Source organism: Leptospira adleri (assembly GCF_002811985.1).
GTDB classification, from domain to species: domain Bacteria; phylum Spirochaetota; class Leptospiria; order Leptospirales; family Leptospiraceae; genus Leptospira; species Leptospira adleri.
This window is the reverse complement of the sequence record NZ_NPDU01000011.1, coordinates 47,674-70,117: the sequence shown is the minus strand read 5'-3', so window position 1 is coordinate 70,117 and position 22,444 is coordinate 47,674. Positions and strand designations below refer to the sequence as shown.

At 41.5% G+C, this 22,444-nt stretch carries 27 protein-coding genes; 13 read left to right on the top strand and 14 right to left on the bottom strand.

The window, feature by feature from the left end:
• Nucleotides 1-66: 66 nt before the first annotated feature.
• From CH376_RS06110 to CH376_RS06095, 4 genes are read left to right on the top strand one after another with little or no spacing between them, the layout of a single operon-like run.
• Nucleotides 67-936: a 5'-methylthioadenosine/S-adenosylhomocysteine nucleosidase family protein gene (locus tag CH376_RS06110; protein WP_100788004.1), complete on the top strand. Its 870-nt coding sequence runs from the start codon at nucleotides 67-69 to the stop codon at nucleotides 934-936.
• Complete coding sequence (locus tag CH376_RS06105) at nucleotides 908-1,945, top strand: SPL family radical SAM protein (RefSeq protein WP_100788003.1); 1,038 nt, start codon at nucleotides 908-910, stop codon at nucleotides 1,943-1,945. The genes CH376_RS06110 and CH376_RS06105 overlap by 29 nt, the downstream gene beginning before the upstream one ends.
• A complete protein-coding gene (locus CH376_RS06100) occupies nucleotides 1,942-2,706 on the top strand; it encodes an SDR family oxidoreductase (protein ID WP_100788002.1) in 765 nt (254 codons plus the stop codon). Before CH376_RS06105 ends, CH376_RS06100 begins: the two co-directional genes overlap by 4 nt.
• A 44-nt stretch (nucleotides 2,707-2,750) precedes the next feature.
• Nucleotides 2,751-3,593 (top strand): carbon-nitrogen family hydrolase, encoded by an 843-nt coding sequence (locus CH376_RS06095; RefSeq protein ID WP_100788021.1) that lies wholly within the window; start codon nucleotides 2,751-2,753, stop codon nucleotides 3,591-3,593.
• On the opposite strand, the gene CH376_RS06090 is transcribed toward CH376_RS06095, so the two are convergent.
• On the bottom strand, nucleotides 3,562-4,500 hold the full coding sequence (locus tag CH376_RS06090) for an RluA family pseudouridine synthase (RefSeq protein ID WP_100788001.1): 939 nt from the start codon (nucleotides 4,498-4,500) through the stop codon (nucleotides 3,562-3,564). The two genes, CH376_RS06095 and CH376_RS06090, sit on opposite strands and share 32 nt — an antisense overlap.
• A gap of 138 nt (nucleotides 4,501-4,638) precedes the next feature.
• On the opposite strand from CH376_RS06090, the gene loa22 reads away from it, so the two are divergent.
• A complete protein-coding gene (gene loa22 / locus CH376_RS06085; RefSeq protein ID WP_100788000.1) occupies nucleotides 4,639-5,226 on the top strand; it encodes an OmpA family outer membrane lipoprotein Loa22 in 588 nt (195 codons plus the stop codon).
• A gap of 506 nt (nucleotides 5,227-5,732) precedes the next feature.
• Here loa22 and CH376_RS06070 read toward each other — a convergent pair.
• The 5 genes from CH376_RS06070 to CH376_RS06040 form a co-directional block, all read right to left on the bottom strand.
• On the bottom strand, nucleotides 5,733-6,314 hold the full coding sequence (locus CH376_RS06070; protein ID WP_100787997.1) for a hypothetical protein: 582 nt from the start codon (nucleotides 6,312-6,314) through the stop codon (nucleotides 5,733-5,735).
• A 550-nt stretch (nucleotides 6,315-6,864) separates the two neighbouring features.
• Complete coding sequence (locus CH376_RS06055) at nucleotides 6,865-7,194, bottom strand: hypothetical protein (protein ID WP_100787994.1); 330 nt, start codon at nucleotides 7,192-7,194, stop codon at nucleotides 6,865-6,867.
• Complete coding sequence (locus CH376_RS06050) at nucleotides 7,191-7,424, bottom strand: hypothetical protein (protein ID WP_100787993.1); 234 nt, start codon at nucleotides 7,422-7,424, stop codon at nucleotides 7,191-7,193. The genes CH376_RS06055 and CH376_RS06050 overlap by 4 nt, the downstream gene beginning before the upstream one ends.
• Nucleotides 7,425-7,624: 200 nt before the next feature.
• The gene (locus CH376_RS06045) at nucleotides 7,625-7,927 is read right to left on the bottom strand and encodes a helix-turn-helix domain-containing protein (protein WP_100788020.1); all 303 of its coding nucleotides are present in this window, start codon (nucleotides 7,925-7,927) and stop codon (nucleotides 7,625-7,627) included.
• 680 nt (nucleotides 7,928-8,607) lie between these two features.
• Entirely contained in the window at nucleotides 8,608-9,006 is a 399-nt protein-coding gene (locus CH376_RS06040; RefSeq protein WP_100787992.1) for a helix-turn-helix domain-containing protein, read from the bottom strand.
• A 387-nt stretch (nucleotides 9,007-9,393) separates the two neighbouring features.
• On the opposite strand from CH376_RS06040, the gene CH376_RS06030 reads away from it, so the two are divergent.
• The 8 genes from CH376_RS06030 to CH376_RS05990 all read left to right on the top strand — a co-directional run bounded on the left by CH376_RS06030 (nucleotide 9,394) and on the right by CH376_RS05990 (nucleotide 12,488).
• Nucleotides 9,394-9,696, top strand: a complete 303-nt coding sequence (locus tag CH376_RS06030) for an LIC13344 family protein (protein ID WP_100787991.1) — start codon at nucleotides 9,394-9,396, stop codon at nucleotides 9,694-9,696.
• Entirely contained in the window at nucleotides 9,693-9,917 is a 225-nt protein-coding gene (locus CH376_RS06025; RefSeq protein WP_100787990.1) for a hypothetical protein, read from the top strand. The genes CH376_RS06030 and CH376_RS06025 overlap by 4 nt, the downstream gene beginning before the upstream one ends.
• Complete coding sequence (locus CH376_RS06020) at nucleotides 9,907-10,086, top strand: hypothetical protein (protein WP_100787989.1); 180 nt, start codon at nucleotides 9,907-9,909, stop codon at nucleotides 10,084-10,086. The genes CH376_RS06025 and CH376_RS06020 overlap by 11 nt, the downstream gene beginning before the upstream one ends.
• Nucleotides 10,083-10,307, top strand: a complete 225-nt coding sequence (locus CH376_RS06015; RefSeq protein ID WP_100787988.1) for a hypothetical protein — start codon at nucleotides 10,083-10,085, stop codon at nucleotides 10,305-10,307. The genes CH376_RS06020 and CH376_RS06015 overlap by 4 nt, the downstream gene beginning before the upstream one ends.
• Nucleotides 10,308-10,311: 4 nt before the next feature.
• Nucleotides 10,312-10,779 carry a hypothetical protein gene (locus tag CH376_RS06010; RefSeq protein WP_100787987.1) on the top strand — a complete coding sequence of 156 codons (468 nt, stop codon included), beginning with the start codon at nucleotides 10,312-10,314 and terminating at the stop codon, nucleotides 10,777-10,779.
• Between the two features lie 236 nt (nucleotides 10,780-11,015).
• Nucleotides 11,016-11,612, top strand: a complete 597-nt coding sequence (locus CH376_RS06005) for a host-nuclease inhibitor Gam family protein (protein WP_100787986.1) — start codon at nucleotides 11,016-11,018, stop codon at nucleotides 11,610-11,612.
• A gap of 216 nt (nucleotides 11,613-11,828) precedes the next feature.
• On the top strand, nucleotides 11,829-12,029 hold the full coding sequence (locus CH376_RS05995; RefSeq protein ID WP_100787984.1) for a hypothetical protein: 201 nt from the start codon (nucleotides 11,829-11,831) through the stop codon (nucleotides 12,027-12,029).
• An 18-nt stretch (nucleotides 12,030-12,047) separates the two neighbouring features.
• Nucleotides 12,048-12,488: a hypothetical protein gene (locus CH376_RS05990; RefSeq protein WP_100788019.1), complete on the top strand. Its 441-nt coding sequence runs from the start codon at nucleotides 12,048-12,050 to the stop codon at nucleotides 12,486-12,488.
• A gap of 429 nt (nucleotides 12,489-12,917) precedes the next feature.
• On the opposite strand, the gene fumC is transcribed toward CH376_RS05990, so the two are convergent.
• The 8 genes from fumC to rnpA all read right to left on the bottom strand — a co-directional run bounded on the left by fumC (nucleotide 12,918) and on the right by rnpA (nucleotide 22,407).
• Nucleotides 12,918-14,312, bottom strand: a complete 1,395-nt coding sequence (gene fumC, locus CH376_RS05980) for a class II fumarate hydratase (RefSeq protein WP_100787982.1) — start codon at nucleotides 14,310-14,312, stop codon at nucleotides 12,918-12,920.
• Between the two features lie 100 nt (nucleotides 14,313-14,412).
• Complete coding sequence (locus CH376_RS05975) at nucleotides 14,413-16,488, bottom strand: hypothetical protein (RefSeq protein WP_100787981.1); 2,076 nt, start codon at nucleotides 16,486-16,488, stop codon at nucleotides 14,413-14,415.
• A gap of 101 nt (nucleotides 16,489-16,589) precedes the next feature.
• Nucleotides 16,590-17,852 carry a malic enzyme-like NAD(P)-binding protein gene (locus CH376_RS05970; RefSeq protein ID WP_100787980.1) on the bottom strand — a complete coding sequence of 421 codons (1,263 nt, stop codon included), beginning with the start codon at nucleotides 17,850-17,852 and terminating at the stop codon, nucleotides 16,590-16,592.
• Nucleotides 17,853-17,899: 47 nt separating this feature from the next.
• Nucleotides 17,900-19,270, bottom strand: coding sequence for a tRNA uridine-5-carboxymethylaminomethyl(34) synthesis GTPase MnmE (gene mnmE, locus CH376_RS05965; RefSeq protein WP_100787979.1), 1,371 nt, complete (start codon nucleotides 19,268-19,270; stop codon nucleotides 17,900-17,902).
• Nucleotides 19,263-19,973, bottom strand: a complete 711-nt coding sequence (gene jag, locus CH376_RS05960) for an RNA-binding cell elongation regulator Jag/EloR (RefSeq protein WP_100787978.1) — start codon at nucleotides 19,971-19,973, stop codon at nucleotides 19,263-19,265. Before jag ends, mnmE begins: the two co-directional genes overlap by 8 nt.
• 33 nt (nucleotides 19,974-20,006) lie before the next feature.
• Nucleotides 20,007-21,890, bottom strand: a complete 1,884-nt coding sequence (gene yidC, locus CH376_RS05955) for a membrane protein insertase YidC (protein ID WP_100788018.1) — start codon at nucleotides 21,888-21,890, stop codon at nucleotides 20,007-20,009.
• Nucleotides 21,890-22,120, bottom strand: a complete 231-nt coding sequence (gene yidD / locus CH376_RS05950; RefSeq protein ID WP_083244018.1) for a membrane protein insertion efficiency factor YidD — start codon at nucleotides 22,118-22,120, stop codon at nucleotides 21,890-21,892. Before yidD ends, yidC begins: the two co-directional genes overlap by 1 nt.
• On the bottom strand, nucleotides 22,117-22,407 hold the full coding sequence (gene rnpA / locus CH376_RS05945; protein ID WP_243398241.1) for a ribonuclease P protein component: 291 nt from the start codon (nucleotides 22,405-22,407) through the stop codon (nucleotides 22,117-22,119). The genes yidD and rnpA overlap by 4 nt, the downstream gene beginning before the upstream one ends.
• Between the last annotated feature and the right edge of the window lie 37 nt (nucleotides 22,408-22,444).

Genomic DNA, 22,444 nt, shown 5'->3' with positions numbered 1-22,444 from the left:
TTTTCCGAATCGGAAATAGATTTCTCTCTTGTCCCAAATTCTGCTTCCAGGTATCAAGAAAGAAAGATGATTTTTATTTCTACAGCACTTTTCCCGGAAGCAAAACCTTTGATAGAATCTTTAGAGCTCAAGATTCTACGGGAAAAAACGGCTTTCCCTATCTATCAAAATGAAAATTATTCTCTGGTGGTTTCCGGAATCGGAAAAATTTCCTCGGCCATCGCGACTTCTTTTCTATTGAGCCGATACGAGAACTCGATTCAAGAATCTTCTTGGATCTTGAATTACGGAATCTGCGGTTCTCCAAAAGAATTTACTAAGATCGGAGAATCTTTTTTGATCCACAAAGTCACGGACCAAGGCTCCGGCAAAAACGTTTATCCCGATCTCGTATTTCAATCCCCCCTCAAGGAATCCTCTCTCGTAACTGTGGACAAACCCGTTTTTAAAAACGAATCCTCGGAATACAAAAGCACGTTAGTCGACATGGAAGCCTTCGGTTTTTTTCAGGCCGCAAAAAAGTATTTCACTTCCGATCGAATCCGAATCGTAAAAACCGTGTCCGATCATTTTACAAAATTGGAGTCATCTTCAGGTTCGGATCTAACGGATATAATTTCGGAAAGAATTCGATCGGCCATTCCCGAAATTCATTCGGTTTTAAGAATCCCGATCGTTACCCCAAAGAAAATTATTCTCGACGTGGAAGAATTAAAAACGCTCGACTCTCTGACCGAATTCCTTCGTTTATCGGAAACGGAAACGATCCAGCTAAAGGATTGGATGCTCGGTTATAAGATTAGAACCGGCAATTCGCCTTCGCAAGGGGGAATCAAATTCTTAAATCAAAATATCGGTTCGGAATACGATAAAGTAAGAACAAGAAAAGAAGGTAAAAAAGGATTGTATGCGCTCCGACAATTTTATCAGTCCTAAACGATTTTCTCATATTTATTTGGAGGAATCCGCAAAGAATCATCCGAAAACAAAAGAAATTATTTCCAAGTTTCCGAACTCGATCGTAATTCCGATCGAATCTTATAAGGAAGTTTTTAATCCGTCTTCCCAGAATTTCCAAATTCAAAAAAGAAGTCCGAAACTTATTTTAGCGAAAAGGAAGGAACAGTTTTTATATTCCGGTTCCGGAGTCGCGCCCGATTTCGGTTATCGTTTTTTCTATTACAACGCTTTGGTTCTCAATTGTCTTTACAATTGTTCCTATTGTTATCTGCAGGGGATGTATTCTTCCGCAAACCTGGTAGTCTTCGTAAACAACGAAGAATATATCGAAGAAACGAAGGAACAGCTTAAACTTGCTAAACCGCTCTATCTTTGTATCTCTTATGACACCGATCTTTTGGCCTTGGAAAACACATTAGGATATTGTAAAGAATGGATTTTGTTCGCTAATTCGAATCCGGATCTGATCTTAGAGTTGAGAACCAAAAGCGCGAATTTCAAATCCATCGCCGATCTCAAACCGACGGAGAACGTCATTCTCGCATGGACTCTTTCTCCGGAATCCGTAATCAGAGAACACGAACCCTTGACTCCGAGACTTTCTTCGAGATTGAAAAATATAAAAGACGCGTTAGACGCCGGTTGGCAGGTTCGTCTTTGTCTGGATCCGATTTTGGCGATTCCGAATTGGAAAAAAGTTTATTCGCAATTCGTTCGGCAAATCTTTGAATCGATCGATGGAAACCGGTTGAGGGAAATCAGTCTCGGAGTTTTCAGAATGAACTCGGACTATTTTAAGAATTCCAAAAGGAGAAGATCGGATTCTTATTTGTATTATTTGCCGATGGAAACTCACGATTCGATCAAGGCTTATCCGGAAGAATTAGAAAAGGAAATGTTCTCGGAAATGGAAAAAGAACTGGTCCGTTTTGTTTCGCAAGACAAGATTCACAGATTGGTCGCAAGCGAGATGGAATCAAAATGAACGACACCTTAAAACAAAAAGGATTCTCCGCGATCGTTACCGGTTCTTCCAAAGGAATCGGACGAGCGATTTCGGAATTTTTAGTTTCACAAGGATACAAAGTGATTGGAATCGCGAGGACATCGCCGAATTCGGATCTTTTAAAAAATTCCTCATCTTATCGTCATATCCAAATGGATCTTTCTCAAACGAAGGAAGTGGCGTCGCTTCAAGAACTGATCAAAGAAGAACCTCCTCTGAAAATTCTTGTTAACAACGCCGGCTTTGGAAATTTTTCACCGCACGAAGAAATTCCGATCGGAGAATTGGAAAAGATGCTTCTTTTGAATTTTGTCTCTCCGATTCTTATCGCCAAATTGTTGTTAAGAGATCTCAAGAAGAATGAAGGCTGGATCTTTCAACTTCATTCCGTCGCCGCAATTAAAGAATCCGTGAGAGGTGCGGCGTACGCGGGAACAAAGGCCGGACTCAGACATTTCGGTTTAAATTTATTCGAAGAGATTCGAAAATCGGGAGTCAAATTAGTAAGCATCAATCCCGATATCGTCGACACCGAATTTTACGATCGACTCGATTTCGGAAAGGACGAAGATCCAAATTCTTATTTGAACGTTTCCGAAATTCTGAAAGCGTTCGACTATGCTCTTTCCGGTCCCGAGAATTTGGGTTTTACCGAAATTACGATTCGTCCTAAACTACATCGTGTTTCTAAAAAACCATTCGTTCGGAAGAACGAAAACGAAGCAAGATCCGATTCTTAATTCGATGACGATGCAAAAAATGTTTCTGAGGAGAATTGAAAAAATTGAATCCCGGTGAACTCAACGTAGCTCTTGTTCAATGCGATCTTTCATGGGAAAATCAAGACGCGAATTACGAACACGTTCGTAAATTGATCTATTCCACTCTCGATAAAAGAAAAGAAGAAAAACCCGACTTGATTCTTCTTCCTGAAACTTTCGCGACGGGATTTACGATGCGTTCCGAAAGAATCGCCGAACCCGACGAAGGTCCGACCGAAATCTTTTTAAGACAAATCTCCAAGGAAACCGGAGCTTATATTTGCGCGGGTTGGATCCGCAAGAATGAGGAAGGGAAACCCTTCAACACGGTCAGCGTGGTCGAACCGGCGGGAAATGTCATATTAAGATATTCTAAAATACATCCGTTTACTTTCGGCGGAGAGGATCGGCATTATTCTTCCGGTTCCGAAATTTTGAGTTATGATCTAAACGGATTTCGGATCACTCCGTTTATCTGCTATGACATTCGATTTCCGGAAATTTTTCGGAGGGTTGCGGGCGAAACCGATATTTTTACGATTCACGCAAACTGGCCGGTTCCCAGAATCCATCACTGGGAACTCATACTCAAAACGAGAGCCGTGGAAAATCAGGCTTATGTTTTCGGAGTCAATCGGATCGGTATCGCGGGTTATAACAAAAGCGTCCATCACAACGGACATTCTCTCGCGGTATCGCCTAACGGTGATTTTATAGACGCGGGAGACGAAGTGGAGACGATTCTTTTTTTCAAGGCGAAAAAAAAATCTATCTTAGAATACCGTGAAACGTTTCCGGTTTTGAAGGATCGAAAGGATCCGGAAACGATCAAAGTCAGATCATCGGTGCATTCTTCTCAAATCTAAGAAACCGTTCGCTCAAAGGAAGAGTCGCTTCGATCACTTCGCCCGTAAAAGGATCCTTGAACTTTAGAAAAAAGGAAAGCAGCTGTAATCCGTAGGATTCGAATTGAGCGCCCGCTCTCGAATACAATAAATCTCCGACTACTGGACATCTCTGACTTTGGAAGTGGACTCGGATTTGATGAGTTCTTCCCGTCTCCAAGCCGACTTCCACAAAACTGAATTTTCGTCCCGTTCTGGAGTTAATGTATTTTAGTACTTTATAATGTGTCACGGACCTTCTTCCTTTCGGAGAAATGGTCATCTTGAGTCTTTCGACCGGATGTCGGGAAATCGGGAGATCAATCGTTCCAGATTCTTCCGGAGGATGGCCTTGCACCCAAGCGTAGTATTTTTTTTCGATCTCTCTTTTGCGGAAGAGTTCGGATAACTTTCCATGGGCTCTATCATTTTTCGCGATCAGAATCAGCCCTTCCGTTGGTTTATCCAAACGGTGGACAATTCCCGGCCTAGCCTCGCCGCCCGACTTGGAAAGATCCTTGAAGTGATAGAGGAGCCCGTTCACAAGACTCGGAGAACGGTCGCCCGGTCCGCTATGACTGGCGATTCCTGCCGGCTTATGAATGATGAGAAAATCCTCTCTTTCCAAAATCACCGGCAGAGACATCGGAACCGGTTCTAAATTCAAAGGAGGTCTTGGAGGAACCGAGATGGAGAATCGATCTCCTTCTTTCACTTTGAGAGAACTTTTGTCCTGAATTTTTCCGTCTTGGTTTCGAACGTAACCCGATTCGATCCATTTTTGAATGGATGCTCGGGAGACTTCGTCTCCTAAAGAGAATTTCAGAAATCGATCGAGACGATTTCCGGAAAATTCTTCTGTGACCTCTGCTTTTAGTTCTAAGTTCATTGAATTGGGAGAAAGGTTCCAGATTTTTACCGGACGCGTTTTTAGCACTCTAAAAAAACAGTTTCCATTTTCCTTCCTAAGCCTTAATATGACACACTGAAACCCAAAACCCCTTAGAATCTAAGGAAGGATAGAAACATGGTCAAAAAGATTTTGAATCTGATTCTGCTCGGTGCAATTGCATTTTCATTCACTCTTTGCTCCTCCGCTGACAAAAAAGAGGAATCCGGCGCTCCTGAGCCGTCTCAACAAGAGCAGGGTGCTGCAGCAAACAGAAACGTTGATGTAAATTCCCCACAAGCGATCGCAGATTCTTTAAACGATAAGTTGAAAGATTTCAGATATCCGGACGGATTGACTCGCCCAGGATTCAGCTACAAAAAAGCGGACGTAAACGCTGGTGATTTCAGCGAGTGGTCAAAAGTAAACGCCCCTGTGATCAAAGAAGGTCTCGGAAAACTTCCTGACAGCTACGCTCTTGAAATTACCGGACATACCGATGCAATCGGACCTGAGCAAGCAGAAGGCGATAAAAAAGGAAATATTTTCTATTCAGAACTGCGTGCAAACGCCGTGAAACAAGCTCTGATCAAACAAGGAATTCCTGCGAACCGTATCACTACGAAAGGCGCCGGTTCTTCCGAACCTGTTTCCGGTTTAGACGCAAAAGATGCGAAGAACAGAAGAGTAACCTTCCGTTTCGCAACTTCAGCTCCACAACAATAAACAGATCAATCAGAAATCTGATTCAAAAGGGGCGATGAGAAATCATCGCCTTTTTTATTGATACGAAGCAATTTCAGGATTGAAAGTCGGCTTTCATTTGTTGAAACAAGGTTCATAAATAAGCTCACATTCTTTCCTTCAACTTGAAACGATATCATCTTGATTCGTTGGAGAAAATTCTTTTTCCAAAACAAAGAATTTCGAAAAAACTTACAAACAAAACCGTAAATTTTTACCGTTGAAAACTTCACGAATCGTAAATCGAAGTAGGATCTACGCTGAAGAATCCGGAAGTTCTTTGCTTTTTCTTTGTCCTAAGATCCCATCCTAAATTCTCAAAAAAAAGAATCGCTCGTGCACATTGAATGTCCACAGTCAATTTTTTTTGGGAACGGCTTCGTTTGTCGGACCAATTTAATCCTATCAAAAGATTCTTGAAAAAGAATTCTTCGAACATGGATTGCCATTGTATTGAATACCGATTCACTCGCTTAGAAACGAAAGACTCAAATTCTATGGAATATTTTTTCTAAATAAAAAATGGTCGGAACTCCGAGCTCAAACAATTCATCAAGTTCATATTGAATCAAATGACCGTATGGATCGATATAACGAGGACCGACTCCGTAAGGATCCGAGGCTTTTAAGAATTTTTTTCCTTCGCTCGATTCTACGATTCCAATACCGCGAATGATATGTCCTTTTTTGGTTAGATACGTGCCTAAACCGCAAGGATAGTTACCGGATTCAAAATAAGCGCAGAGTTCTTTTTTATCCCCATTTTTTTTGAGGATTTTAAAAGGAATCTCGTTTGCCCTCATCAACAGATTAAAATGTTCCGCGTGATCGAAGGAATCATAAACGTTTCGATGATTTTTAATCACCCAATCTTCAAGAAGCGCATAATAGTTATACGTTGTTAAACGAATAAAATCCGGAATTCTATAAATCAAACCGATATAAACGATGAAGTCTTGAAAGACATTCCCCATACACTGTTGATAGTCGTGAAGAAATAGACGAGGCGTGGTGGGATCTTTTCTTTGCGGATTCCAAGGCGCAATCGGATGAGATATATGAGAGATCATTCTTTATTTTCCTCTTCGTTTAACAAACTGGCCGAATCAAATCGCAGCCGCCGCGAACAGAAAAAATTCCGGGTAAAAGACTCGACTCCAAACTTCTGATTCGGTCCTCAGTGCAGTTTCTTTCCCATTCCGTCCATTTTCGCACACATTGCTCCATCAATAGACAACGAGAAAGATCCTTCGCACGAACTCGATAGGCGTTATATCTTCTCGACGTTACATACCATTCCCCTTTGATTTCGATTGCGGAAGGTCTTCCGGTCTCAATCGGTTTAGTCAGAGCAAAGTTGTTGGATCGAAAACCTCCTTTACATTCATCGTTTCTTTGATCACGGACACGATTTCCCTGACTCTGGCACGCAATCAGAATCGTAAGCAGAGCCGGGAGATAATTGAATTTCCTGAATTTCAGGAAAATCTCCTCTATTCATCAGATAAGAAACGACGGAGTTGCCCCTCGCAAATATTAGAATAATAAGAACTAAGAATATTAGAATCACCGAAATCTTTGTCTCAAAAGAAAGTAAATTCCACCAAAGAAGAAAGGAATTCATAGTTTCATATTTCCTTTGTCCATATTCGCAGAAGGATCGGAGTCCTTATCTTCCCGCATCCTATTCAAACCTTTTTCAAAAAGTTTACTCTTGGAATTTAGTTCTTCGTTGACGCGTTTTCCCAAATATAAACTTCCGACCGCCCCGTAAAATATAATGAGCCACTGAACAAGATCCATTTGCAACGTTCTTAAAGAATCGGGAGAAAGGACAGATAACGCACAAAGTGAAATCAAATAAAATATAACTAGAAAGAATACGATCCAAGTTCTTAGAGTTGTATCGGATCTCATTCCGGTTCGATCATCTTGCCAAATAAACTTCATTCTATCCTCCTCATTTTTACGGAAGTGATCTTGATTAAATCTTTTACGTCCGCTTTTATTTCCGCCAAGTCTTTGGATATGGAGGTCATCTCTGTTTCGATTTTTACGATCCGAACTTCGTGATCCTTATACATTGTGTTGTATTGAAAGATCGCCGAGATTAGAAAACCTAGGATCACGAGAAAATCTTTTATCCCAAGCTTTATCTGACTCAATTTTGAATTCTCCATTCGTCCCTCAAAAAATGACCCGCGCGGCGGCGGGCTATGATACTACTCAATCGTTTCCGATCGTGAAAAGAGAATAACACGAAGCGATTTAGTATCCAAGGGGTGAACACGGCCGTAAACGCCGTATCTGCCGCTGATTTGCGGAGAATGATTTTACAAAATTATCGAAGAAATCCAAGAAGCGAAAATTTGATTTCGCATCAGTAGAGTCGCTTCTTAGTTTTTAGAGAAAGGGCAACCTTGTCCAGATCGGAAACAAAAAATCGTCGTACTCTCGGACTCCACTGCACAAAGGGAATTTCGTGATCGATGACGTATTGGGTAAACGTTCTTACTGAAAGATTCAAATACTTTGCGGCATCCTTTGTTTTAAAAACTCGGTTTTTATCCTGCGGAATTAAGAGTTCTTGCTCTTGTTCAAGCGATTTCCCTTCATCCGGGAGAGCACGTTGATTTATTCTTAACAGAGAACCTTTTCTTGTGTGACCTTTTATCTCAGACATAGAAAGCAGGTTTGCATTGATTAGGTCCGGTTTGTCAAGCCTAATATTATCTAAACCAACGGTCCCAAAACAAAACATATTTTTAGAATATTCTATTTTATGAATTCAATGATAAAAAGAAGATCCGATTTGGTCCTTTTAAATTGAAATCGATTCTCTATCTTACACATTCCATCAGAATAAGAATCGGCAACTCAAAACTAAACTATCTTCGCACATCTGAGCCGATTCTACCCTATATAAAAAGATAAGAGTTTCGTTTGCTAATCCGTTTTTTTTAATCTAATTCGTAAACTCGAAAGATTTCAATTTTTAGAAAGGTGGAAGGCAGGGTAAAAATGAGACATATTGAAATTATTGTCATTTCCGTTTCTGAAAAAGATTTTCAAATCAATTTCCAAAAACTGATTCAAAAGGAACAAAAAAAGGCCATAGTTTCGGATTAAAGATGGATTTTGTCAGGGGTAGAAAATATACTAAACATATATATAGTTATATGTTGGAGTAAGAATTTGGAGAATACAAAAGATTTACGCGATTATCTTTTTTGGGAAGTGGAAAAAACTCTTAAAAAGTTCGAATACGATTTTCAAGTTTCTCCCGAACCAATTCAAGTTCTAAGACACACGTACGCGCTTGAAATCGTTAATCGCGTCTTCTTAACTCTTGAAAAAAAATAATTATTTCTTTTTGCGAAATTTTTCAATCACGACCTTTAAAGCATCCAATTCCGAATCAGGAACCTCTAAAAGACTCTCCAACAAATCTTCGATTTGCGGCTTGGCTTTTATTTTTCTCAAAAAAGATCTGTAACGATCCGTCTCCTTATCTGACCTCGCTTCCGTTTCGGAAATCAACATTTCACCTTCACCTGCAATGATCCAAAGCGGGTTCACATTATGCTCCATACGAAGTCGCAATAATGAATCTTGAGAGAAACTCTTTGCTCTTTCGTTTATGAGATCGCTTATGAAGGCCGGCTTTAGATCAATCGATCTCGCAAATTCTGCCTGTGAAATTTCAAGAGTTTCAATGAGCTTCTTCAACCGTTCAGGAAATTTTTTATCAGCTTTATACATTTTCATCGTATTTTTTGATTGACTTTATACATTTTTAACGTATATTTGTTTCGGGTGGACGGAACCCATTCGGTTTCTCTGCGGAGTTCGGCCAATCGCACGACCCAAGCATCGCAAGCGGAAGCGAAATCGCAATCACAAAAAGGAGGTTTAATGATCAGCCAGAACAAAGTCGAGCTGGAGGAGTACGTCTCTAATCTACCTTCGAAAGGATTCATCCGCCAAATTTTCAAAGGAGTTGAGCTTAGTTGTGAGCATATATTTAAGAACTCGGCAGACACGAAATCTACTGCGATATTTCTCACGAATTCAAGAAATCGAATATTCAATTTTGGAAGAATCAAACCCTACGGACTCACAATAAACTAAAACTAAGGAGATTAATAAATGAGAGAAACAACATCGACTTTGATAGAACGTAAACAAAGCATTTTCCGCGATAATCTAGATCCTATCGTCCTTACGGACATTGAGGACAAAATGATCGGACAAATCGCGGAGTTTGTAAAAGATCAATTCCCTACTTTTGATTGGAGATGGGACGATCATTCGGAAATGACGGATAAGGCGGTAACGTCCCTTTTTCTAGTTAAAAATGATATCGTTCAGATCTGTCGAAAAGACCAAAGTAGAGTTCAAGAGTTTATCAGAATTCTTGAATATATTCTCGAAGAGGAATACGGAGAATGATTCGTATTCGTGAAAAGATTACTTTGCTCAGAAGGGGAATCCTTCTTTCCAAACTTTATAGAAAGGACGGAACAAGAAGAAACCATTTCGAAATCATTGAAAGTCTTTTAAGCCGCTCCGCGATCATCGACGCATTTTTACAAGACAATAAGTTGGAAGGAGAATTTTCAGAATGGGTAAACGAACAAAAAATCAAGGAGAATTTAGAATATGAAACCTGAAATCTGCGACCATTGCAAACAAAACGAATCTCTTTCTCAAACGGATCTTTGCAAGGACTGCTTAAGAAAAAAATTCAGAAGTTTGATTCCCATCTCCGGAAAACGTTATTCCTCAGATCCGAACTTATCTCGAGTCTCAGTTTTGAATGAATTCAGAGGAGCCGTATGAATCTTACAAAAAAACAAAAAGTTTTAAAAACGATCCGCGCCGATAAAAATCTTCTTGAAAAGGCTTGGAGAAAAGTTCCCGAACAAATGATTCGCAGATTTAGAGCGGAAGAACTCGCGGATTATCTGACATGTCACATTCTACCGATTATCGAAAAAACCGACATCAAAGATTCTTATGTTCGTAAAGCCGTCCCAAAGAAGGAGATCGCGGTCGCGTAATAAAATGAATCATTTCATTGAAACAAAAAGAAGCATCTTGAACGGAGAAGTCGTTCACTTTAAAGGATTTTGGAGGAGGGGGCGATCCTTATCTCAACGTTTGGAGCGGATTGTCTTCGAATCCAAACTGAATCTCAGGGACATAGCCTTTAAATATTCTTACGATCTTTCTAAAGATCGGACTCAGAATTCAGGACCGATTTATCGCGAGCATTTAGCGGATGTAGTAAAAGGAATTCGAAATACTCCTCGTTACGTAATTGCGATCGAAGATTCTTGGAGGCTCCCTATAGAAACGATCCGAACCATCTATCGAGAAGACAAGGAAAGAGAAAGACTTGGTCACCTTTTAGATCCCGAATCGATTCAAGAATTTACAGATTGGTATTCCCGGATTTTCAAAGCCTCCCGTTTCGACAAATTTCAAACAGGAACAAAAATAGCCGAAAACGAAAAGAGCATCTCTGAATGAAATATTTAGATATCAGCGATGAGTATATTCAAATATTTGAATTCTTAAAATCAAAGCAAAGCGAGTGAAAAATATGGGAGAAAAATATGGGAGAAAAATATGAATAATTCAGGAAATAAAACCAAAATTAGAAAAAAACAAAAAAGATCCTCCGCCAAGAAGATTCCGAATGCGAAAGTTTTTCCTTATTCAACTAACGGAGTGATAGTCGAGATGACTTCAAAATAGGAGAGAATATGTCAAAACCAAAGAACAAAAATAAGAAAGATCTTCTTGTTGGTTTAACGGACAACCACTACAAGAATCGGACCGACCTCGTCCGAGCAATTCAATTGCTCGGCGAGATCAAACGTGAAAGAGATCGAATCAAAAACAAAACCGACGACCAAATCAGCAAACTTCAACTGGATCTTCAAAAGGACATTCTTCCTTTCGATTTAAGAATCCAACACATTGCATCCGGAGTAAAGTATTTCGTAGATCATCATAAGACGGAACTCTTTCCCAATCCCGAGTACAAAACCTGCAAACTGACAACGGGTGTATTAAAACTCAGAAAACTCCCTGCTTCCGTTAAAACCCGTGGAAACGCAGAATTTCTGGAAAAAATTCTCTCCGAAAACCGTATTTTAGAAAAGCTGAATACTCTAGTTTCTAAATTAGGAGGTCTTTACATCCGATTAAAATTGGAACTCGACAAAGAACGGATTCTAGCTGATCCACTAAGAGCAGAGCAAAAAATCGGTATCGAACTCAACGAAGAATCCGAACGCCTCTACATAACGCCGAACGAAACCGAGATTGAAATCGAAGTCGGCCTGGGGGTAGCCTAATGTCGATACAAACGTTTAAAAATACGGATTGGGAAAGTTTCGTTGAATATTCCAAAAGATTTTCCCGATTCACACACGAAGAAGTTCAAGGTTTGAAAGTTAAGATAGATAGACCAAATTTCACGATCAAAATTGCGGAAAGCACTGAATATGTAAGAATTCTAATAGAACGTTATTTCAGTAATTCGATTTGGAAAATAGAACAAGGAGAGGAACATGTTATCAACATTTAAGGCCCAGCTCAAAATTCAGCTCGAGGATCTGGAATTCAATGACTTCAGCGACGCGGTATTGGACGAGTTCGGAACTGTGAATATTTCGACCATGACTCTCTTCGTAAAAAGGAAGTTGGGCGTTTCTCAGACCACGATTGAAAAGATAGCCGAGAACAAAAGAAACTCCTCCATTCATTCTTAAATGTCAAAGGGTGCCAAAATGAATCAGATCACGTTCAAAAATCTTAGAAACTATAAGTATCAGCTGATAAAAAATTATAACTATCAAACGCAAATACGGACAAATTCCTCCTGTAAGATCGGAGCCCCCGATGTAAAAATTTTTCTCGAACTTTCTTCGGATGGACTTTTAAAAATCGAATCCGGATACGCCTGGGACGGCCCTAGCGGACCGACCATCGACACAAAAACATTTATAAGAGGATCGCTCATCCATGATGCTTTGTATCAATTGATGAGAGAGGAAAAGTTAGATCCGAAAATTTTTCGTGAGCCGGCGGATAAAATTCTTAAGGAAGTCTGCATAGAGGACGGGATGAGTTTTTTTCGCGCAAATTATGTTTATAAATTTGTACGATGGTTTGGCGAATCTTCCGCAAAGCGTAGAGATGAAACAAAAGAGTGGGAAGTCGCTCCGTGAAAACGCTTGAGATCGTGACCTTAGTATTCGGATATTCGGTCTTTTGGACATTCTTTGTTTGGTTTTTTATCGGAGCCTTTGCCGCCTGTCTTTGGCTTTTCATAAACCGTCTGTATAAGGATCATTAATAAGGAAAACTTGGGACTGAATACGCCTCGGGAGAATTAGGACAATCTCTACGGGGCAGCGCATTGATATATAATATTTATATAATATACTTAATTTTTATTGCTTTCGGAATTCCGGTTTTTGAAGATAAATTTCCGTATGTTTTCTACTTTGTCTCAAACAATCTGCGATTTTTGTTTTCCCTACTTTCTAATTCTAATTTTCGTTTTTGCATTTTAGATTCTAGTTCTGAATAAAGAGAAGAAATAAAAAGACCCGTTCTTTCAAAACGGGTCTTCGCAAAAGCGGACGATTTAAATCCTAGTCCACGGAAGGGGAAATCATCTTCTCCGGGAGAACCCATTGGTCGAACTGTTCGCTGGTCAAAAGTCCCAATTCGATCCCCGATTCCTTGAGTGTGCTTCCTTTTTTGTGCGCGTTCTTAGCGATTTTAGCCGCATTGTCATAACCGATATGCGGGTTAAGAGCGGTCACTAACATCAAAGAATTGTTCAAGTGTTCGTTGAGTTTTTCTTTATTCGGTTCGATTCCACGAGCACAGTGTTCTTCGAAAGATAGGCAGGAATCGGAGAGGAGTCGGATCGAATTCAAAACATTGTGAATAATCAACGGTTTAAAAACGTTCAACTCGAAATTGCCGGAAGCCCCGCCAATATTGACAGCCACGTCGTTCGCAATCACTTGCGCGGAAACCATCGTCATCTGTTCCGATTGAGTCGGGTTCACCTTTCCCGGCATAATCGAAGAACCCGGCTCGTTTTCCGGAATGCTGATTTCACCGATTCCGCATCGAGGACCGGAAGAAAGCCAGCGTACGTCGTTTGCGATTTTCATCAACGAAGCCGCAATAGTCTTTAACACCCCGCTTACTTCGACGAGAGAATCATGAGCGGCTAACGCTTCGAATTTATTTTCGGCGCTTATAAATGGAAGTCCGGTTTCCTTTGAAATCTGCGCCGCGGCTTTTACAGCGAACTGAGGATGAGTATTCAAGCCTGTTCCAACGGCCGTTCCGCCTAACGCAAGTCGATAAACCGAAGGAAGAACGGCTTTGACTCTTGAGATGTTGTATTCTAATTGTTGAACGTATCCGGAGAATTCCTGCCCCAAAGTCAGCGGAGTCGCGTCTTGAAGATGAGTTCTTCCGATTTTTATAATATTCTGAAACTCTACCGTTTTCTTTTTCAAGGTATCTTTCAGTTGAACGAGGGCCGGTATCAATTTCTGATTTAACTGTTCCGCGGCGGCGATGTGCATCGCAGTGGGGAACGTATCGTTGGAAGACTGGGCTTTGTTTACGTCGTCATTGGGGTGAATAGGTTTTTTCGAACCCATAACTCCCCCGGCGATTTCAATAGCTCGATTGGAAATGACCTCGTTTGAGTTCATATTCGTTTGAGTGCCGGACCCGGTTTGCCAAACGGACAGAGGAAAGTGTTCGTCTAATTTTCCTGAGATCACTTCGTCGGCGGCTTGAACGATAAGATTTTTTTTCTCTTCGGTTAACAATCCAAGTTCAGCGTTTACAATCGCTGCTGATTTTTTTAAGACGCCTAACGCGCGAATCATTTCCCTTGGAAATCTGTCGTTTCCGATATGAAAGTGGTGAAGGGAACGTTCCGTTTGTGCACCCCAATATTTCGAGTCGTCTACAGCGATTTCTCCCATTGAATCCGTTTCGATCCTGGTCTTCATGAAGCCTCCGAATAGGTAATTAATTAGAATATAAGTTTTCCAAAAAAGAAAAATGATTCTTTATAAAATTCTAATATACTTTAGAATCAAAAAGAGATCGTTACTCTTCTCTGAATCGTCTCAGAGTATCCGCAAGAGCGGAAAACTCTGGTTTCTTTGCGGAAACGTTATCAAGGTAATCCAGAGTGGATTGAATCCAAGTGGGATCCGATTCTAATTCTCTGCGAATAAAAACGTGACGAACCTGGTTCATCGCTCTGATTTCGAGATATCTCCGCTTCTGGTCATAGTAAATGAGGTCGGCCACTTTGTCTTTTCCGAATTCAGGAGACGCAACGGCAACCACCACTTCATCAAGCCAAATCAAACCGTTGTTTTTGCGATCCACGTAATCGATCGCTTTTTGAAGTCTCGCGGGAACGATCATTTCCTTTTCTTTCGGACCAACGATTACGCCCAGGGAAAGTTTCTTTTTCGGTTTAGCGGATTCTTGCGAAGAATTTTCTGAATCGGAAACCTTTTGATCTTTTTTAACAAACCCTTTGTTTGAAACTTCCCTTTCTTTAGGGGCTACTGAAATTCCAAAAAGGCTGAGAATGAATTCGATGAGTCTTTCCAAGATCGATTTAGAAGCGCGCTCGGATCGGATCCTTTCTTTTTCAGTGTCCTCTTCCCATTCTGCGATCGCTTTGCTGAGTCGAATCTGTTCGTCCACGGCCGCTTGTCCGTCTTTCACATCTGAAACTTCTCGTAAGAATTCGTAAATTCCTCTCGAATATCCGTTTTGTCTTACGAGATTGTGAATCGAAGTTCGTCTTGGACGAATCTCGGTGAACGCGCGTAAGATCATACTCTTCGCCAAAATCTGTAGACCGATGACATCGCCGCCTTGACCTTTACGTTCTTTCTTTAAAAAATCTTCTCGCGCGCGAATCCGTTCCAAAACCTCTCGAAATAATTCGTTACGGCTCATTCCCACCGATTTAAGCGCAACTTCGTCGACTTCAAAATTGGAAAGATCGAATTGAACGGGTTCCTTGGATTCTTTAAAACGAAATAAATTTTCGCCGGTGATAAGATTGATCAAAGATTCTTTTTTTAGATTGGAAAGAGTTCGAATGGTTTGAATCAAAATTTCATAGGCTTTGATGAAATCTCCGCCCCCGACCCAATTTTTTCCGGACACAAACGCGGGATGTTTTTTCAATTCTTGTGCGTATCTTTCAGCCTGCGCGTTTCCGGTAAGTTCGATCCAAGAAGATTCTTCGGTTGGAAGGATTTGTAAAAGAATTTTACGGGCAATCACCGTGAATAATTCGAATATGACTTCTAACTCGGTGGTCCTTCCTTCTTCGTCCTTTTCTTTCGCGTGTCTAAAACTCAAAAGTTCGTCCAGGGAAGGTTGAAAGAGATGGAAGCGCGGATGAAGCTGCAAGAGCGGAGAACGAGATCCTCTTTTCTCAAGAACCGGTAAAACCTCGACTTCGACTTTGATAACGGAAAGTTGATTTAAAATTTCTCCGGGCTTATGATCCAATAATTGAAAAATATGACTGAAAAGATCGCCTCTTACTTGTAATCTACTCAAGAGAGATTCCAGAGAAAGAGATTCCAAATTCTGCATGGACTTTTCGAGGAATTTAGAATCGGAAAGATTGATCGGCGTTCCCTTCTCGTCCACGTTGATATAATTCTGATGAACCCAATCCTCGATTTCAGAATTCTTAGAAACGTTTAAAATAAACTGATCTCTCGCGTGAAGCATTTCTAAAATCGCGGCGACACTTTGTAAAAGACATCCTCTTTTTACCTTTATGATCTGATCCGCTTTTAAGGACGCAGGTCTTATGATGACGTTTGCGATTTGAAGTTCTCTGATTTCCTTTTGGAAGTGAAGATACTGATAGGATTGGATTCCTCTTCTTTCCTCGAGAAATTTCATATCTTGAAGTTTGAGATGCTGAAGCTGTTCAATCTTTGTAAGAGCAAAAGGAGAATGGTTGAAAAGAAAATAATTCTCCACACCCTTCTCAACCAAATCAATATCTTTAAATGCACCCGGATTGAATTGAAGCATCAAGACTTTAAGTTCCTGATCCGTGATCATGTCCTGAGTATCTTCCGTACTTACGGCGGAGGTTTCGGGTGTGGGAACTTGATTTTCAGATTTGGACATAATATTACGTACCCGATTAGGGTATATTGATAAGAGACTTTAGAAATTCGCAAAAGCCTCGCGTCTTTATGAATATCGGATTTCGAAAGCGGGAAAAAAAATCAGCTCCGAATAATTCCTTCCAGAAAACCGAGATATTTTTCTCTTCCGGGATACGGAATTCGCGCGGTTCCGCTTGCGACCGCAGCTTCGGCAACAGCAGGGGCCACGTGGAAAAGAACTCGTTTATCGAAGGGTTTCGGAATCAAATACTCCGGACCGAACTGAAATTTAACTCCGCCGTAGGCTTGACTGACCGCGTCCGGAACTTCCAGACGAGCCAATTCGGCAAGCGAACGCGCGGCCGCCAATTTCATTTCCAGAGTAATGTGACGCGCTCTTACATCAAGAGCTCCGCGGAATATAAAAGGAAAACCTAATACGTTATTAACCTGATTCGGATTATCGCTTCTTCCCGTTCCCATAATTAGATCGGAGCGAACGGCTTTGGCGACTTGATACGGAATTTCAGGATCAGGATTTGCTAATGCGAAGATCACAGGATTCTTTGCCATGGAGCGAACCATATCCTCGTCAACCATGTCCTGAACGGAAACACCGACGAAAATATCGGCTCCTTTCATCACTTCTTTGAGAGTTGTAGAATCCGTTTTTTGAACGTATCTTTTTTTAGATTCGTTCAGATCGGTACGAGCGTGATGAATCACACCTTTCGTATCGACTAAGAAAATTTGTTCTTTTTTAATTCCGATATGTTGTATGAGTTCGGCGATCGCGATTCCAGCGGCGCCGGCTCCGCAAATAACTACTTTCACGTCTCCCGGTTTTTTACCGGTGATTTCGAAAGAATTAAGAAGACCTGCGACCGTAATGATCGCGGTCCCGTGTTGATCATCATGAAACACGGGGATTTCCATTTTTTTTATCAGTTCTTCTTCGATATAAAAACTTTCCGGAGCTTTGATATCTTCGAGGTTGATGCCGCCGAAGGTCGGTTCGAGAAGTTTAACGGCGTTGATAAATTCGTCGGGGTCTTTTGTGTTCACTTCGATATCAAAGACGTCGATCCCCGCAAATTTTTTAAAAAGCACCGCCTTGCCTTCCATCACGGGCTTACCGGCTAACGCGCCGATATCGCCGAGACCGAGAACCGCGGTTCCGTTGGTGATGATTCCGACTAGATTCCCTTTGTTTGTATATTCGTAAACGAGGTCGGGGACGTCTTTGATTTCCAAACAAGGATATGCGACGCCGGGAGAATACGCGAGGGAAAGATCATAAGAATCCAGAGTTGGTTTCGTTGGAACCACTTCTATTTTTCCCTTTGGATGGAGCGAGTGATACTGTAGTGATTTTTCCCTCATACGATATTTCCCATATTTTTGAATTCAGACCGTGAGACGATAACAATTCATTTGCCAACACAGAACTTGCTGAAGATTCTCCCTAAAATTTCTTCGGTGTCCACGCGGCCGTTGACTTCGCCGATTTCGGAAAGCGCGTAGTCGATTTCTTTGATATAAATTTCCGCGGGTGCGCCTTCAGCGATCAGATGCAGCGTGTTGTTTAGGCAACGGACGATGCTTTCAAAATGATAGCGTTGTCTTTCTTCCAAGAGGACATAATCTTCCGAGTGACCGAGGCTTCCCGCCCTCTCCTTGATCGCTCCGAGAAGAATGGAAATGCCGTCCTTGGTCTTACAAGAAATTTCGCAAAGAGTAAGGTCTTCTATGTTTGAAAAAAGATTCGGATTCCAGGAAGAATCACGGATGTCGATCTTGTTCGCGACAAGAATCGAACCCGAAAGTCGGACACGATTCTTATCAACATATTGTTTCCAATCCTCTTCTTTGGAAGTGTCAACCAAAACGAGTCTGATATCGGCGGACTGAAATTCTTTCTCGCTTCTTTCGATTCCTAATTTTTCGATCTTGTCTTCCGTTTCGCGCACGCCGGCCGTGTCGACGAGTCGAACCGGGATTCCTTCGAGCAAAATTTCTTCGCTGATATAATCTCTGGTGGTTCCCGGAATTTCGGAAATGATGGAACGATCTTTTCCTAGGATCAAATTCATCAGACTGGATTTGCCGGTGTTAGGTTCTCCGTAGAGAACGATTCTAAGTTGTTGAATGAGTTTTTCCGCGGAGTCGGATTTGGAAATCACCGTTTGACACAACGTCCTGACTTTTTCGATCCGAGCCTTTCTCTCTTCCAGAGATTCATACGTAAGATCTTCGGTGGAAAAATCGATCTCCGCTTCGCATTCCGCTTTGAGAGAAATGAGTTGGCTTCTGAGATTCGAAGTAAAACGGGAAACTTCTCCGAAAACGTTTTTCTGAGCCAACTCGAGTTCGAAACGGGAACGAGCGGAAATCAATCTGCCGATCGCCTCCGCTTCGGTTAGATCCAACTTTTCATTTAAGAATGCTCTACGAGAAAATTCTCCCTGTTTCGCAGGACGGGCGCCCGCTCTGAAGATGGCGTCTAACGCTTCTCTTAACAAAATCGGATTTCCGTGAAAATGAAATTCACAAAGATCTTCGCCCGTGTAAGAGTTGGGAGCCTTGAAAAAGAAGAATAAAATCTGATCTACTTTTCTGTCCCCGACTTGAAATACGCATTGGATCGCGATTCGGGGCTGGATTTTGTCCGGAGAAAGAAAAGTATTTTTTGAAAAAAGAAATGAAGAAGAAATCGTGAGGGCTTCCGGCCCGGAGATTCGGATGATACCGATGGCCCCGGATCCGGAAGCGGTTGAAATAGCTGCTATCGTATCATTCAAAGTTCGCTTCTTCGAGGAGGTCGTTGTTAGGACCTTTCTCAGCAACGTCTTTGTACTTGTGCTTGTCTTTCATAGGGATGATTCTTACTTTTTTGTAAGTGCCGTTCCCTTCGGATCTCGTGAAGACCTTTTCGTTTTCCTGAAGAGCCATGTGAATGATTCTCCTTTCAAAAGGGTTCATAGGTTCTAAAAGTTTGGATTTTCCGGTTTTTGCGACGGTCGCTGCGACGGATTTTCCCAAACGTACAAGAGATAATTCCCTTTTGTCTCTATAGGACTCGATATCCAAAACGATTTTTCTTCCGTGCCTGATTTTAGAATCCACCATCAAGTTGAAGATGAACTGAAGAGCGTCTAACGTAGCGCCTCTTTTTCCGATCACCAAACCGGATTCTTTGCTTGCGATTTCGACGTAAATTTTTCCATCCACGTCGCCCATTCCGACCACTTCGGCTTCGATCCCCATTTTTTTAAGAACGGTAAGAACTACCCCGTGGATGATTTTCTCCGCGGGAAGATCCCGAGAAGTAACGTAAGCCCGGACAACGGCCGGCTTTTTTTGAGAGATTCCGAAAAAGCCGCCTTTTCCGGAATCAACGGTTTCAAAACGAACCTCATCCGAACTCAGTCGGAGAGTTTTGAGAGTGTAATCTTCCGCCTCGGACTTCGATTTGGCCTCGGCTTCAAAGATGTAATTTTCCATGTGTTTATCCTCGATAATGAGTTCGTTGCGCGATCAGGCCTTTGCCTTTTTCTTTTCCTCGGTCTTTTTTAGGTGGTTCGTAATCCACTGTTGTCCGATGGAAAGAATGTTTTGAAAAGTCCAATAGAGAGTAACGCCGGAAGGCATGTTCCAGAAGATGTAGAGCATCATAACGGGCATTACATACATTAGCATTTTCTGATTCGGATCCATGGAAACCGAAGTCATTCTTGTTTGGAAGATCTGAGTTCCAACCATCAGAAGAGCGAGAAGATTCAAACCGAGTCCGGTTTGAGTGAAATATGGAATCGCAGGAGAAGTCCAAATAACGTCCGGCTCGCTGAGATCTTTCACCCATAAGAACGGAGAGTTCCAAAGATCGATTGTATCAGAGAAAGCGGTATAAAGAGCGATAAAAATCGGGATTTGAATCACCATAGGAAGACAACCGCCGACCGGGTTTACGTTGTTCTTCTTATAGAGTTCCATAGTCTTTTGCTGACGCATCTTAGGATCGTTCGCAAACTTCTCGTTGATCGTCTTGAGTTGCGGACTGAGTTCCTGCATCTTCTTCATACTATCCGCTTGTTTTTGGTTGAGAGGATAGAATACGAGTTTGAAAAGAATCGCGAAAATGATGATGCTCCAGCCGTAGTTAGGAACCGTGAACTGATAGATTTTTTTCAGAACCCAGATGATTCCATTTCTAAAAGGTGTCGTCATCCCTTGGTTGAAAGATTTATTTAAGTCTGCGCTCAAACCTGCAAAAGGACTATTCTTCGCTTGATTCGGATCAAGTTCCGGATTTCTAAAAACCATTCCTTCGCTCTCGCGAACTCCGACATAAGTTCCGAAATCGAGATTGTAAGTTTCACCGGGAGTTAAGGAAATATTATCGTACAATAATACGGCGCCGGTTTCATTTTTCGCTCTGTTATCCAAAACGATGCCTTGCGGTTTATGATCGAGAGGATCCGCGACCGCGATAAAGTAACGCGAACCCGTTCCAGCAAAATCGACTCCGGATTCCGCGTTTGATTTCACGCTAAAGGTTTCGTCCGCACCGGAATTCCCTGTAAAGAAATTTCCTACGGAAGACCAAAAACCGAGAGAAGAGCTTCCGTCCAGAGTATCGTTAAAGGAACCGCCTATATGATAGAAACGAAAGAAGTTCGCCGTATCGCGATCGTTGAGCGCTCGGTCTTTCGGAAGAGGTCCGAGACTTCCAAAAGTCCTGAGATATCTTGTGTTCTTTTGTGAAGCAAAGGAAAGTTTTTCCTTCGTTAGATTTACGATGGAAAGAGAAATTTTAAAATAATTCTCACCCGGATAAAAGCGATAATGTTTTTTAAGTTGAAAAGTTTTGTCCGGAGAAACGGCGCTGAAAATCAAGGAAGAATTCGCTTTATCTTCCTCTAATGTAAAAAGAATTTCGTTCCAATCGGATTCGGGAAGCTCGGTTAAGGAATTTGCAAAGTTAAAGTCAAATCCCTTCTCTCTGGAAAGTTCTACTGCCTGATACGATTTACCGTCTACCGTTACGGTCTCAGGATTCTTACGAGCGACTTGCATCAAATCGCCGTTAGGTCCCACGTAATCTTTTACGTAGAATTTGGAGATTCTTCCACCCAGGGAACTAAATTCTACGATATAAGAATCCGTGACGATATTCGTTTTCTTTGCATCCGAAAGCGCAACCTTTGCTTCTTTTACTGGAGCGGTGATCTGAGCTTCTTTCGTCTTTTCGGTTTGAGTTTTGTTTTCCTTTTTATTGTCCGAAGGTTTATCCGAAGTAGCTTCCTTGGTTTCAGGATTTTTTTTGGGAGGAGCGGAAGGGAAGAAAAAATAATTCACTCCCATCCAAATTCCCATACTTAGAATCAGAGCTAAAAATAATCTACTTTGTCTATCTTCCATCATTTCGTCCTTTTAATGTTAGGTGGTAAGGGATCTTCGAATCCCCGAGAGAGAGGGTTGCATCTCAAAATTCTCCAAGTACTCAGCTGCAATGCGCGGAAAAATCCGTATTCTTGAAATGCTTGTGCGGCATATTCGGAACAAGTTGGAGTGAATCGACAGGCTGGCGGGAGTAAAGGAGAGATTAGCCGTTTGTAAAGCTGAATCAGTTTGATTGCAAGTTGGTTCATAAGATTCGGTTGATCAGAGAGACCAGAATCTTAACCAGCTCCCCGTGGTTTAGATCCAAAATTTCTTTTTTGGCTAATATTGCGATGTCAAAGCCTTTTAGAAAGTTCTTCTCTTCCTCGTGTATGACCGAACGTAGTTTCCTTTTGATCCGGTTTCTTTGAACCGCCGTCTTTACCGTACGTTCCGGACAGTACAAAAAACGGTTCTTAGATAAGGAGTTAGGAGAATATACAAGAACGATCGGGAAGCGGGAGACTCTTTTTCCAGCCTTAAAAAGAGATTGTATCTCCTTCCTGGATTTTAATGTCTCTTCGATGACTTAG

Excerpts from the sequence above, each read along its gene's own strand:
- CH376_RS06110 (WP_100788004.1), top strand. The coding sequence starts at position 67 with ATGATTTTTATTTCTACAGCACTTTTCCCGGAAGCAAAACCTTTGATA.
- CH376_RS06105 (WP_100788003.1), top strand. The coding sequence starts at position 908 with ATGCGCTCCGACAATTTTATCAGTCCTAAACGATTTTCTCATATTTAT.
- CH376_RS06100 (WP_100788002.1), top strand. The coding sequence starts at position 1,942 with ATGAACGACACCTTAAAACAAAAAGGATTCTCCGCGATCGTTACCGGT.
- CH376_RS06090 (WP_100788001.1), bottom strand. The coding sequence starts at position 4,500 with ATGAACTTAGAACTAAAAGCAGAGGTCACAGAAGAATTTTCCGGAAAT.
- loa22 (WP_100788000.1), top strand. The coding sequence starts at position 4,639 with ATGGTCAAAAAGATTTTGAATCTGATTCTGCTCGGTGCAATTGCATTT.
- CH376_RS06070 (WP_100787997.1), bottom strand. The coding sequence starts at position 6,314 with ATGATCTCTCATATATCTCATCCGATTGCGCCTTGGAATCCGCAAAGA.
- CH376_RS06055 (WP_100787994.1), bottom strand. The coding sequence starts at position 7,194 with ATGAAGTTTATTTGGCAAGATGATCGAACCGGAATGAGATCCGATACA.
- CH376_RS06050 (WP_100787993.1), bottom strand. The coding sequence starts at position 7,424 with ATGGAGAATTCAAAATTGAGTCAGATAAAGCTTGGGATAAAAGATTTT.
- CH376_RS06045 (WP_100788020.1), bottom strand. The coding sequence starts at position 7,927 with ATGTCTGAGATAAAAGGTCACACAAGAAAAGGTTCTCTGTTAAGAATA.
- CH376_RS06040 (WP_100787992.1), bottom strand. The coding sequence starts at position 9,006 with ATGTATAAAGCTGATAAAAAATTTCCTGAACGGTTGAAGAAGCTCATT.
- CH376_RS06030 (WP_100787991.1), top strand. The coding sequence starts at position 9,394 with ATGAGAGAAACAACATCGACTTTGATAGAACGTAAACAAAGCATTTTC.
- CH376_RS06025 (WP_100787990.1), top strand. The coding sequence starts at position 9,693 with ATGATTCGTATTCGTGAAAAGATTACTTTGCTCAGAAGGGGAATCCTT.
- CH376_RS06020 (WP_100787989.1), top strand. The coding sequence starts at position 9,907 with ATGAAACCTGAAATCTGCGACCATTGCAAACAAAACGAATCTCTTTCT.
- CH376_RS06015 (WP_100787988.1), top strand. The coding sequence starts at position 10,083 with ATGAATCTTACAAAAAAACAAAAAGTTTTAAAAACGATCCGCGCCGAT.
- CH376_RS06010 (WP_100787987.1), top strand. The coding sequence starts at position 10,312 with ATGAATCATTTCATTGAAACAAAAAGAAGCATCTTGAACGGAGAAGTC.
- CH376_RS06005 (WP_100787986.1), top strand. The coding sequence starts at position 11,016 with ATGTCAAAACCAAAGAACAAAAATAAGAAAGATCTTCTTGTTGGTTTA.
- CH376_RS05995 (WP_100787984.1), top strand. The coding sequence starts at position 11,829 with ATGTTATCAACATTTAAGGCCCAGCTCAAAATTCAGCTCGAGGATCTG.
- CH376_RS05990 (WP_100788019.1), top strand. The coding sequence starts at position 12,048 with ATGAATCAGATCACGTTCAAAAATCTTAGAAACTATAAGTATCAGCTG.
- fumC (WP_100787982.1), bottom strand. The coding sequence starts at position 14,312 with ATGAAGACCAGGATCGAAACGGATTCAATGGGAGAAATCGCTGTAGAC.
- CH376_RS05975 (WP_100787981.1), bottom strand. The coding sequence starts at position 16,488 with ATGTCCAAATCTGAAAATCAAGTTCCCACACCCGAAACCTCCGCCGTA.
- CH376_RS05970 (WP_100787980.1), bottom strand. The coding sequence starts at position 17,852 with ATGAGGGAAAAATCACTACAGTATCACTCGCTCCATCCAAAGGGAAAA.
- jag (WP_100787978.1), bottom strand. The coding sequence starts at position 19,973 with ATGGAAAATTACATCTTTGAAGCCGAGGCCAAATCGAAGTCCGAGGCG.
- yidC (WP_100788018.1), bottom strand. The coding sequence starts at position 21,890 with ATGGAAGATAGACAAAGTAGATTATTTTTAGCTCTGATTCTAAGTATG.
- yidD (WP_083244018.1), bottom strand. The coding sequence starts at position 22,120 with ATGAACCAACTTGCAATCAAACTGATTCAGCTTTACAAACGGCTAATC.